The sequence below is a fragment of the Isoptericola sp. NPDC060257 genome, from assembly GCF_042726645.1.
Taxonomy (GTDB): Bacteria; Actinomycetota; Actinomycetes; order Actinomycetales; family Cellulomonadaceae; genus Isoptericola; species Isoptericola nanjingensis.
On the sequence record NZ_JBHXAW010000139.1, the window covers coordinates 1 to 10,996 of the forward strand.

At 75.0% G+C, this 10,996-nt stretch carries 9 protein-coding genes; 2 read left to right on the forward strand and 7 right to left on the reverse strand.

The features are described 5' to 3' along the window. Window positions 1–58: 58 nt before the first annotated feature. Complete coding sequence (locus ACFWEK_RS12600; RefSeq protein WP_430554268.1) at window positions 59–1,099, reverse strand: alpha/beta fold hydrolase; 1,041 nt, start codon at window positions 1,097–1,099, stop codon at window positions 59–61. Between the two features lie 59 nt (window positions 1,100–1,158). After that, window positions 1,159–2,862, reverse strand: a complete 1,704-nt coding sequence (locus tag ACFWEK_RS12605) for a carboxylesterase/lipase family protein (RefSeq protein WP_430554269.1) — start codon at window positions 2,860–2,862, stop codon at window positions 1,159–1,161. Window positions 2,863–3,199: 337 nt separating this feature from the next. On the opposite strand from ACFWEK_RS12605, the gene ACFWEK_RS12610 reads away from it, so the two are divergent. Then, entirely contained in the window at window positions 3,200–3,637 is a 438-nt protein-coding gene (locus ACFWEK_RS12610) for a nuclear transport factor 2 family protein (RefSeq protein ID WP_430554270.1), read from the forward strand. Between the two features lie 46 nt (window positions 3,638–3,683). After that, complete coding sequence (locus tag ACFWEK_RS12615; protein ID WP_430554271.1) at window positions 3,684–6,512, forward strand: LuxR C-terminal-related transcriptional regulator; 2,829 nt, start codon at window positions 3,684–3,686, stop codon at window positions 6,510–6,512. 12 nt (window positions 6,513–6,524) lie between these two features. On the opposite strand, the gene ACFWEK_RS12620 is transcribed toward ACFWEK_RS12615, so the two are convergent. The 5 genes from ACFWEK_RS12620 to ACFWEK_RS12640 form a co-directional block, all read right to left on the reverse strand. Next, a complete protein-coding gene (locus tag ACFWEK_RS12620; RefSeq protein ID WP_430554272.1) occupies window positions 6,525–7,712 on the reverse strand; it encodes a low temperature requirement protein A in 1,188 nt (395 codons plus the stop codon). A 1-nt stretch (window position 7,713) separates the two neighbouring features. Next, entirely contained in the window at window positions 7,714–8,568 is an 855-nt protein-coding gene (locus tag ACFWEK_RS12625) for an SDR family NAD(P)-dependent oxidoreductase (protein WP_430554273.1), read from the reverse strand. Next, complete coding sequence (locus ACFWEK_RS12630; protein WP_430554274.1) at window positions 8,565–9,455, reverse strand: SDR family NAD(P)-dependent oxidoreductase; 891 nt, start codon at window positions 9,453–9,455, stop codon at window positions 8,565–8,567. Before ACFWEK_RS12630 ends, ACFWEK_RS12625 begins: the two co-directional genes overlap by 4 nt. A 52-nt stretch (window positions 9,456–9,507) precedes the next feature. Further along, window positions 9,508–9,939, reverse strand: coding sequence for a hypothetical protein (locus ACFWEK_RS12635; protein ID WP_430554275.1), 432 nt, complete (start codon window positions 9,937–9,939; stop codon window positions 9,508–9,510). Window positions 9,940–10,114: 175 nt separating this feature from the next. Beyond that, entirely contained in the window at window positions 10,115–10,792 is a 678-nt protein-coding gene (locus tag ACFWEK_RS12640) for a VOC family protein (protein WP_430554276.1), read from the reverse strand. Window positions 10,793–10,996 lie beyond the last annotated feature (204 nt).

The window sequence follows — 10,996 nt, forward strand, 5'->3', positions numbered from 1 at the left end:
GCCCCGACCTCGCCAGCCGCGCCCAGCAGATCGCCGTCGCCGAGGTGGCGCTCGGCCCCTACAGCCGGGTGGCGTCCACGACCGCCTGGGCGAACTCGCGCGGCGCCTCCTGCGGCACGTTGTGCCCGACACCGAAGGTCCGGTGCTCGTACGGGCCGACGAACTTGTCGCGATAGCGCGCACCGTCTCCGTCCGGGGTGAACGGGTCGTCGGCGCCGTCGATCGTGATCGTCGGGACACCGATCGTCGGTCCGGCCGCCAGCCGCGCCTCGATCCGGTCGTATCTCGGGTCGCCGGCGGCCAGCCCGAGCCGCCAGCGGTAGTTGTGGACGACGATCGCGGCGTAGTCCGGGTTGGTGAACGCCGCCGCGGTCCGCTCGAAGGTCGCCGCGTCGAAGGACCAGGTGGGCGAGTTGAACGTCCACACCAGCCGGGCCAGCTCGTCGCGGTACTCGGGGTTGTTCAGGCCCCGCAGGCCGCGCTCGGTGGCGAAGTAGTACTGGTACCACCACGCCCACTCGAGGCTCGGGGGGATCGGGTCCTCGTTGGCCTCCCGGTTGGTGATGAGGTACCCCGTCACCGACACCAGCGCCGTGACCCGCTCCGGCCACAGCGCGGCGATGATGTCGCCGGTGCGCGAGCCCCAGTCGTAGCCGGCGATCACCGCGCTGCGGATCCGCAGCGCGTCCATCAACGCCACGACGTCCAGCGCGATGACGGACTGCTGGGCGTTGCGGAAGGTGCGTGCGGAGAGGAAGGTCGTCGTCCCGTGCCCCCGGAAGTACGGCACGATCACGCGATATCCCTGGTCGGCCAGCAGCGGCGCCACCTTCACGTAGCTGTGGATGTCGTACGGCCAGCCGTGCAGCAGGATCACCGGCTTCCCGCCGGCCGGGCCGAGCTCGGCGTACCCGACGTCGAGCTCGCCCGCCCGGATCTGCTTGATCACAGGGAACGCGGGGCGGACGGGCAGCACGGGAGCCCGTCCCGACGAGCCGGCGGCGAGCGGTCCGGCGAGCGCGGGAGCCGCCTGGGAGCCGACGGCTCCCGCCGCGGCGAGCACGCCGGTGCTCCGGAGGAACGTTCTTCTGTCGATCATGACGCGACCTCTCTGTGGTGGGCGGTGCGGAAGGTGCTGCGTTGCGACGGTGGGCCCGGTCAGTGCGAGCCGAACAGCGCGACCGCCGCCCAGACGCCGCACCGGTGGTCGACCGCGAACCCGCGCTCGACCGACGGTGCCGGGTCGTCGAGCGAGAGGATCTGGTGCCGGGCGAGGTCGAACCGGGGCCAGGGCGTGGCGGCGGTGCCCGGCGAGCCCGTGCGGGCGAACTGCACCCACGCCGTCTGCATCGTGTCGGCCAGCTGCTGCTGGGTCGCCGAGAGCTGACCGGGCAGCGGCGCGTTGGGCTGGTCGAAGAGGTAGGCGAGCTCGGACTGGTGCGTCGCCGCGTACGGCTCGCCGAGCGTGTCGGGCGCGAACAGGCGGGGCGCCTCGGCGTCGTTGAACTCGTATGCGTAGGTCTTCACCCAGGCGGACGCCGCGCCGTCGAGCGCAAACGCCGGGCACGAGAAGTTGGCGTCGGAGTTCAGGACGCTGAAGGCCTGTGCCGGGGAGGCGTACCGCGAGAGCGGATAGGCCTGGGCGATGAACGACGCCGTCCGCGCGCTCACCCCGAAGTTCGTGGCGATGGTCGACTCGTAGGTCGACGCGTCGACCGGACCGGGCAGCACGGCCGTGGCGCCCCGTGTCACGCTCAGCCCGAGGGTGGTGAAGATCCGGTTCTCCTGCGTGTTGACGCCGTTGAGGATCGGCACCCGGTGGAAGTGCCCGGTCGCGATCGCGGTGCCGACCGACCGCGGGAGGACCTTGCCGTCGACGACGCCGGGCGTGATGGACAGCGGCTGGTTCGCGACCAGGGTCTCGGCGGGCACGTGCCGCAGGCAGTCGGCGACCTGCTCCGCGCCCACGTCGGGACAACCGACCGCCGTCGCGGACGCGACGCCCTCCTTCTCCGCCTGCTTGAGCGGCTTCTGCACGGGGGCGAAGGCCCCGCTCTGGATCACCGCGCGCTGGAAGAGTCCCTTCGCGCCGGGGGAGGCCAGGTGCATCGCGACCGACAGGCCGCCGGCCGACTGACCCGCGACGGTCACCTTCCCGGCGTCACCGCCGAACGCGGCGATGTTCCGCTGGACCCAGCGCAGCGCGGCCTGCTGGTCCATGAGGCCGTAGTTGCCGCTGGGTCCGCCCGGCCGGTCGGCGAGGGCGGGGTGGGACAGGAACCCGAGCAGCCCGAGGCGGTAGTTGATCGTCACGACGACGGCGCCCTGGGCGGCGAGGTCGGCCGCCTCGTAGTCGGCGCCCTCCCCGATCTCGAAGCCGCCGCCGTGGATCCAGACGATCACCGGGAGCTTCGCGTCCGACGTCGTGCCGGCGGGGACGGTGACGTTGAGGTAGAGGCAGTCCTCGCTCTGCCCGTTCGGGCTCGGCGGCGCCTGCGGGCACACCGGCGAGTAGTCGGTCGCCTCGCGCACGCCGCTCCAGGGCGCCACCGGCTGCGGCGGCTCCCAGCGCAGCTCGCCGGTCGGCGGCGCCGCGTACGGGACGCCGCGGAACTCCAGGCCCGCGGACGTCGTGGCGCCCTCCAGGGCGCCGGCGTCGACGTGCACCACGGACGAGACGGGCGCGGGGCGGTCGGCCGCGTGCGCCGGGGGCAGGAGCGAGCCCCAGCAGGCGAGCAGCACGGCGAGCGCCCCGAGGACGGCGAGGAGGCGGACGGTGAGCGGGCGGACGCCGCGGCGTCCGGCGACCGCGGCGCGCGCGGTCGGTCGGGGGGCGTCGGGCGGTGGGGTGAAGGTGTTCATGCAGGCCACGGTCGCGCGCGGGCTCGGGGCAAGGCACCGGTGGCACTCCCTGGGCGACCACCCGGGCGACCACCCGGGCGACCACCGGGCCATCACCGGGCGACCACCGGGCGAGCCACTGGTGTCCGACGGGCGGGCCACCGGACGAGCGCGGAGTCACCGCGCAGCGGCGGGCGGCGCCGAACGGCTGCGATCCCAGGGTGCCGACCAGGGTGTTGCCCTGGTGGTCCCAGGCACGCGGGGCGGGAGGCTCGACCCAGGCGCCGGACCGGACGGTGCCGCACGTCGAAAGGACTCCGATGTTCCACCGCACCACGACCGCACGACGGGGACGCGCATGACCGACCCGCTGGCGCCCCTCGACCGGCTGCTCGTCCTCGAGGAGCTCCGCCGCGTGCAGTCCCGGCTCTGCCGCGCCGCCTCCGTGCGCGACTGGGCCGAGCTGGAGTCGTTGTTCACCGCCGACGGCCGGTTCCGCGCCTACGGCGCGGGCGGCGAGCTCGGCTGCTTCGCCGCCACCACGGGGATCGGGGCCGCGATCGACCAGGCCGTCGGCCCGGGCCGGCTCGTCGTCCAGTCCTCGGACGAGGAGCTCGACATCCTCGCCGACGACCGGGCAGACGGGACCTGGGCGGTCGAGGACACGCTCTACCCGGAGGACGGGTCGCGTGCCCGGCACGGCGCCGGGTCGCTCGCCCTGGCCTACCGGTTCGACGGCGGACGGTGGCGGGTCGCGACGGCCGAGTTCACCCGGACGGCCCGTGAACGGGGCTGACCCGAGCGCTGTCGAGGCGCGAAGGCTGCGGATAGGCTCTGCGACCATGACGCCTGGTGCGCACGGCCCGACCCTCATCGGGCGTCGCCGCGAGCGGGAGCGGCTCGGCCGCCTCGTCGCGAGCGTGCGCGGCGGCGAGAGCCGGGCGCTGGTGCTGCGGGCCGAGACCGGACTCGGCAAGACGCTGCTCCTCGACCACGTCGCCGAGCAGGCGACCGGCTGCCAGGTGGTGCGGGCGATCGGCGTCGAGTCCGAGATGGAGCTGGCCCTCGCCGGCCTCCAGCAGCTCTGCGCTCCCGTCCTCGACGGCTTGGGAGCGCTCCCGGAGCCCCAGGCGATGGCGCTCGGTGTCGCGCTCGGCCTGCGCTCGGGGCCGGCCCCTGACCGGTTCGTGCTCGGGCTCGCCGTGCTGAGCCTGTTCAGCCACGCGGCCGAGACCCGCCCGCTCGTCTGTCTCGTCGACGACGCCCAGTGGCTCGACCAGGCCTCGGCCCAGGTGCTCGCCTTCGTGGCGCGACGGCTCGTCGCGGAGTCCGTCGCGATCGTCTTCGCCGTCCGCGAGCCGGTCGACGAGCGGTTCGCCGCGATCGAGGACCTCGTGGTCCGGCCGCTCGACGACGCCGACGCGCGCACGCTGCTCGGTACGGTCGTCGGCGGCCCGGTCGACGCGGCCGTGCGCGAGCGCATCGTCGCCGAGGCGCGCGGCAACCCGCTCGCGCTCGTCGAGCTCCGGCGCGGGGCGATGGAGTTCTCCGCCGCTCCCCTCGCCCGGGGACGCACCGGCGTGGGCGCCAAGGTCGAGGACGGCTTCCGACGCCGCGTCGAGCGGCTGCCGTCCGACACCCGGCGGCTGCTGCTCCTCACCGCGATCGAACCCGTGGGCGACCCGACGCTCGTGCTCGCCGCGGCGGCCTCGCTCGGCCTGGACACGTCCGCGTTCGCGCCCGCGGTCGAGGAGAACCTCCTGGAGCTCGGTGCACGCCTCCGGTTCCGGCATCCCCTGGTGCGCTCCGCCGTGATCGACGCCGAGCCCGCCGCCGACCGCCGCGCCGCGCACCGGGCGGTCGCCGAGGCCACCGACCCGCAGCAGGACCCCGACCGCCGCGCGTGGCACCTCGCCGAGAGCACGATCGGGTTCGACGAGGACGTCGCGGCCGAGCTGGTGCGCTCCGCCGACCGCGCGCGCCTGCGCGGCGGCATCATCGCCGCCGCGAACTTCCACGCCCGCGGAGCCGAGCTCACCCCCGACCGCCACATGCGATCCCGGCGGATGCTCATGGCCGCCGAGGACACCCTCCGCGCCGGCGCGATGCAGGACGCGCAGCGGCTCCTCGACCGCGTGGAGCCGGAGCTGCTCAACGCGCACCAGCAGGCACGGGTCGACCTCGCCCGCAGCCACGTCCGCTTCTACACCTCCCCCGGCCGCGACGGCGCCGAGCTGCTCCTCGACGCGGCGAGACGTCTCGAGGCGTTCGACGGCGACGCGGCGATGGTCACCTACGCCAACGCCTTCATCGCCGCGGTCCTCGCCGGGTCGTCGGCAGGCCCCGTCGGCATCCCCGAGGTCGCCCACGGCATCCTCGCCGCAGACCCCGCGACGCCGCTCAACCGCGGGTCGCGGGCCGCGCTCGACGCCCTGCGCGGGCTCGCCGTCCTCGTCCTGGACGGCTACGGGCCGGCCGCCCCGGCCCTTCGCACCGCCCTCGTGTCGCTGCGCTCGCTCGACGACGACGCCGACGCCGCGCAGCAGGACACCGATCCCATGCGCGGGTACGGCGCCGACGTCAGCCAGGAGGTCGGGGCGATGCGCTGGCTCCCCCTCACCTGCCTCGTCGCCCGGGTCCTCCTCGACGACGCCACCTACCTCGACGCGTCGGCTGAGTTCGTCGACGCCTGCCAGCGCGACGGCGCGTTCTCGACGCTCGCGATGGCGATGGCGGAGCACTACCCCATCCTGCTGATGAGCGGCCGCATCGCCGACGCCGAGGAGCTCTACGAGGGCACGCGCGAGATCATGGCCGCGAGCGACGTCCCCGAGGGGCCGGACCGGGCGGGGTGGTTCGCCGCCTACCGCGGCGACGACGCGGCCAAGCAGGAGTCCGCGGCCGCCGTGGCGCGCCGGGTCGCCGAACGCGGCGAGGCGCAGTGGCACCTCTCGGACGTCCTGCACGGCGGGGTCCTGCACAACTCTCGCGGGCGCTACGCGGAAGCGCTGGCGGCGACGACCACCGCCGACGGGCACCCGTTCGACATCGGCCTCGCCGCCTGGGTGCTGCCGGAGCACGTCGAGGCGGCCGTACGGGCCGGCACCCCCGAGCAGGGCCGGGCGGCGGCCACCCGCCTCCAGGAGATCGCCGAGGCGACGGGCACGGACTGGGCCGCGGGCCTCGCGGCCAGGTCGGCGGCGCTGCTCGCCGACGACCGCGACGCCGAGCCGCTCTACCGCACCGCGATCGACGTGCTCGGGCGCACCCGGGTCGGCACCGCCGAGGCGCGGGCTCGGCTGCTCCTCGGCGAGTGGCTGCGGCGCCAGAACCGCCGGGTCGAGGCCCGCGACGTCCTCAGGCGGGCACACGAGCAGTTCGTCGGCTTCGGCGCCCACGCCTTCGCCGAGCGTGCCGCGCGCGAGCTCGCCGCGACCGGGGAGGTGGTGCACCGCTCGGTCGTCGGCCCGGTGGACGAGCTGACCGCCCAGGAGCGGCAGATCGCGCGGCTCGCGGCGGCGGGGAGCACCAACCCCGAGATCGGGGCGCAGCTCTTCCTCAGCCCTCGGACCGTCGAGTGGCACCTGCGCAAGGTGTTCGGCAAGCTCGGCGTCACCTCGCGACGGCAGCTGGCGTCGGCCCTCCAGGAGGCGATGGCGCCAACCGCCTGACGGGGCCCCGTCTCACCAGGCGCGGTGCGGCGAGGTCCGGCCGACGAGCGTGGCGGCGACGGTGACGATCGCCGCGATCGCGGCGGCCAGCGCCCAGGCCGGGAGCCACGGCGACGCGACGGCGGCAGCGACCACCGCGACCGACGCGACGACCGATGCCGAACGCCACGTCCCGAGCAGCACCCATCGGAAGACCTCGAGACCGATCAGGAAGCTCACGGCGCCGCCGGCGAGGGCGGCCACCGCGATCCCGTCGGCCGGGGCGTCCGCCGCCTGCGCGACGTCGTCCAGCAGGAGGGCGACACCGAGGGCGACGAGCACGACGCCCGCCACGATCGGGAGGTGGCCGAACGTGTACCCGTCCCGCGCGAGCACGGAGCGTCGGGACCGTGCCGTGCTCGCGAGAGCCTGCGCCGCATCGCCCGAGAGGCGCCCGAAGAAGGCCCACCACAGGCTCACGGTCATGAGGAAGCCGAGGAGCGCGACCCCGAGCGCCGCCGGATCCGACGTCCAGGTGTCGAGCGCGGCGCCGGTGGCGAGCACCGTCTCGCCGAGCGCGATGATCAGCACGAGGTCGTGCCGCTCGGCGAAGTGACGGGCGCTGCCCACCCGCCAGCCGCGGTAGCGCGAGGCAGACCGGCCGCCCGCGAAATCCACCACGAACGCGGTCACCCACAGCGCCGTCTGCCAGCCGCCGCCGAGCAGGGCGCCCGCGAACAGCAGCGCGACCGACAGGGACTGGGGGACGAGGTCGAGCAGGACCTGCGTGCGCAGGCGCGGGTGCGGCCAGGCGATGATCGCGAGGAGCGCGACGTAGCACGCACGGACGACCGAGAACGAGATCGCGAGGACGACCGCGGGCGCGATCCCGCCCGTCCCCGGGCTCCAGGCCTCGGGGATCACGAGCCCGATGACGAACAGGGCCGTCATCGCGACGAGCATCCCGACCCGCACGAACCCTCGGTCGAGGCGCACCTGGTTGCCGAGCCAGATGAACGCGCACCAGGACCACCAGAGCATCAGGAGCAGCACGACCGCGCGCCCGAGCGAGTCCGTGCCCGGCGCCGCCTCGACGAGCGCGAGGTCCCGGGTGAGGGCGAACACGAACACGAGGTCGAAGAAGATCTCGAACGGCGTCGTGCGGTCCTCGGCCCGGGTGGGCACGGCCGCGGCCGGGTGGCCCCGGGTCCTCGCGACCATGTCAGAGCACCGCCTGCCCGCTGTCCGGGAAGTCCGTCGCCGTCGCGCTCTCGCGCTGGGCGTCGAGCTCCGCGCGGTACGCGTCGACCTTCGTCCCGATGCGGCGCAGCGCGTCGCTGCCGAGGACCAGCCAGTGCCGCGGATCCTCGGCGCGGGCGTTCGCCGCGATGGCCGCGGCGGCGCGCTGCGGGTCGCCGGGGAACGCCTCGGGCCCGACGCCGGACACGAGGCGGATGAACTCCCCGGTCGTGGCGTCGTAGTCCTCGATCCGCTCGCCCGAGACGCGCGTCCGGGTCTCGATGCCCGTACGGAAGGATCCCGGCTGGACGACGAACGCGCGGACGCCCGTGGGCACGAGCTCCTGCCACAGCGCCTCGGTCAGCCCTTCGAGGGCGAACTTGCTCGCGGAGTAGAGCGCGTTGCCGGGCAGGCTCGCGATGCCGTCCATCGAGGACACGTTCACGATCGTGCCGCTCCCCCGGGCCCGCATGCCGGGCAGGACGAGCCGGACGAGCTCAAGGGGTGCGAAGAAGTTCACCTCGAGCTGCGCGCGGGCGTCGGCCTCGGTCTGCTCCTCGATCGCGCCGAGGAAGTCGATGCCCGCGTTGTTCACGAGGACGTCGATCCCGCCGGACCACGCGATCGCCCGGGCCACGGCGTCCTGGCGCTGGGCGGGATCCGTGACGTCGAGGACGACCGGCAGCGCCGTGTACGGGTACCGCGCGAGCACGTCCCCGAGCCCGTGCTCGGCGCGGGCGCCGAGCACCACCCGGTCCCCGGACGCGAGCACGTGCTCCGCCAGCGCCAGCCCGAGCCCGCTCGCGGCGCCGGTGACGAACCAGGTCGGGGCGCTCATCGGTCGCCCTCCCCGGTCGCGCCGGCCGACGCCGGCACGAAGTCGGTGCTCCGGCTCGTCGAGGCCCACGCCTGCGTCTCGTCGATCCGGCGCAGGTCGCCCGCGAGGGCGCGCTCGACGGCGTCCGAGCCGAGGGGCAGGCGGAGCGGGAGGTCCGCCCTCCCGGCGAGGCCCACCAGCAGCCGGGCCGCCCGCGCCGGGTCCCCGGCCTGGGTGCCGTCGGTCTCGGCCCGCAGGTCGTTGACCGCGCCGACGGTGGCCGCGTAGTCGGCGCCCGCCGGGTAGCGGCGCATCGAGCCGCCCTGCCAGTCCGTGCGGAACGCGCCCGGCTCGACGATCACGACGCGCACGCCGAACGGCGCCACCTCGGCGGCGAGCACCTCGGAGAACCCCTCGACCCCGAACTTGGCGGCCTGGTAGGCGCCGAGCCCGGGCGTGCCGCCCACGCGCCCACCGATCGAGGAGAACTGCAGGAACAGGCCCGAGCGCTGCTCGCGCAGGACGGGCAGGGCGGCCCGGGTGACATGCACGACGCCGAACAGGTTCGCCTCGATCTGGCGCCGGAAGACGTCGTCGGGCATCTCCTCGATCGAGGCGCTGTCGGCGTAGCCGGCGTTGTTCACGACGACGTCGAGCCGGCCGAACCGGTCCACCGCGGCGGCGACGGCCTGCCGCGCCGCCTCGGCGTCCGTGACGTCGAGACGGGCGAGCAGGAGGCGGTCGTCGCCGAAGCGCTCGGCCAGCGGGGCGAGGTCCTCGACGTGGCGGGCCGTCGCGACGACGGCGTCGCCGTGCTCGAGCACGGCCTCGACGACGGCACGGCCGAAGCCGCGGGAGCTGCCGGTGACGAGCCAGACACGCTCCGGTGCAGGGGTGTTCTCAGACATGGGTGGTTCCTCTCGGGTCGCGGCGGCCCGGCCGCCGGTGTGTGCTGGACGGTCAGGCGACGGCGTGCAGCGGGCCGCTGAACGACGTGCGGAGCGAGCGCGGCGCCACGAACGGCAGGAGCACGGCGAGGAGCTTGCCCTTGAGGGACGCGGGGTCGCGCGTGAGCTCGACGTCCACGCGGGAGCCCGATGCGTTCGGCGTGACCTGGAAGACCCAGCCGCCGCCCGGGCCGAAGACCTTCGAGTCGAGCGTCGTGATGACGACGCGGCGGGCCGGCGCGTCCCACTCGTAGCGCGCGTGCTCCCACGCCGACGCGGTGCCCTCCGTGACGTCCGCCCAGTCCGCGCCGAGGCCGTGCACCTCGAAGTGCTCGGCGTCGATCGTCGGCCAGGCCTCCGGCCGCGCGGCCGTGAAGTCCGTCAGGACGCCGAAGGCCTCCGCGGCGTCGAGCGAGGAGTCGAGATGAAACCGGATGACGGGCATGGCCGTGGCCTCCTGAGGTGCTGGGACGCGGGGGTCGTCCCCCGCTCTCCGAGCGTCCCGCCCGGGCCGGGCCGCAGGCGCCAGGTGGCGTCACTGGCCGCGACCCCAGCGGGCGGCACCAGGGCCCACCCGGGTACCTGGCCGTGATCGCCGGGACACCCGGGTGGGCGCGTCGTCACTGCGGGGGCTGCTGGCCCGCCGCGACCCGCACGAGGTACTCCGCGTACCAGTCGGGCCAGTTCGGGTCCTCCTCGCCGGTGCGCGCCTCGTGCTCTCCGTGCGCCGCCGCGGCCTCGCGCAGCGCGTCGGCGAGCTCGGCGGCGGAGTCGTAGCGCGCCTGGGTGACGCGCCCGGGGATCCTTTCGGTGACCTCCTGGACGGTCCACGTGTTGCCGTCGGGGTCGGCGAACTCGAGGAACGACCCGTAGGACGCGCGACCGGGCGCCAGGCCGGCCACCCGTGCCGCGGTTCCGGCGCGGTGGAACACGCCGCCGGCGTCGTGGAAGACGTCGCCGGCGTCGACCCCGCGCGCGAGCAGGTCGGCCCGCGTCGCCTCGATGTCCCGGGTCACCAGGTGCAGGCCGCGCGCCGAGCCAGGTTCCGCGTCGGTCACCCCCGTCCCGACGATGATCGACGCCGGCGACCCGGGCGGGGTGAGCTCGACGACGCGGTAGTCGTCGGCCACCGGCACGTCGACGTCGAGCGTCCAGCCCAGCCTGGTGTAGAAGGCCGTGGCCCGGTCGACGTCCGCGACGGGGACGACGGCGAGCTCGAGCTTCAGCGCCGGGGCGGTGGACGGGTCGTGTGCGGCGCCGCGCGTCGTGGCGGTGCTCTCACCCAGCGAGGTGGACATGGGACGCTCCTTCGGACCTGGGCCGGTCCGGTACCGGCCTCAGGTCGATCGTCGGCTCGCGCCCGCGGTGTCCGCGCCCGTGAGAATCCCTGGTCGAGCGATCCACGGGGTGACCGCCACCGTGTGGCCTGCCGGGCGGACGACTGTCCTCAGGTGTGCACGGGCCCCGGACAGACTGAGGCCCGGTACCGCGGGATCCCGCGG

Bases quoted from the DNA above. Each gene is read 5' to 3' on its own strand.
- ACFWEK_RS12615 (WP_430554271.1), top strand. From the start codon at position 3,684: ATGACGCCTGGTGCGCACGGCCCGACCCTCATCGGGCGTCGCCGCGAG.
- ACFWEK_RS12605 (WP_430554269.1), bottom strand. From the start codon at position 2,862: ATGAACACCTTCACCCCACCGCCCGACGCCCCCCGACCGACCGCGCGC.
- ACFWEK_RS12620 (WP_430554272.1), bottom strand. From the start codon at position 7,712: ATGGTCGCGAGGACCCGGGGCCACCCGGCCGCGGCCGTGCCCACCCGG.
- ACFWEK_RS12610 (WP_430554270.1), top strand. From the start codon at position 3,200: ATGACCGACCCGCTGGCGCCCCTCGACCGGCTGCTCGTCCTCGAGGAG.
- ACFWEK_RS12630 (WP_430554274.1), bottom strand. From the start codon at position 9,455: ATGTCTGAGAACACCCCTGCACCGGAGCGTGTCTGGCTCGTCACCGGC.
- ACFWEK_RS12625 (WP_430554273.1), bottom strand. From the start codon at position 8,568: ATGAGCGCCCCGACCTGGTTCGTCACCGGCGCCGCGAGCGGGCTCGGG.
- ACFWEK_RS12635 (WP_430554275.1), bottom strand. From the start codon at position 9,939: ATGCCCGTCATCCGGTTTCATCTCGACTCCTCGCTCGACGCCGCGGAG.
- ACFWEK_RS12600 (WP_430554268.1), bottom strand. From the start codon at position 1,099: ATGATCGACAGAAGAACGTTCCTCCGGAGCACCGGCGTGCTCGCCGCG.
- ACFWEK_RS12640 (WP_430554276.1), bottom strand. From the start codon at position 10,792: ATGTCCACCTCGCTGGGTGAGAGCACCGCCACGACGCGCGGCGCCGCA.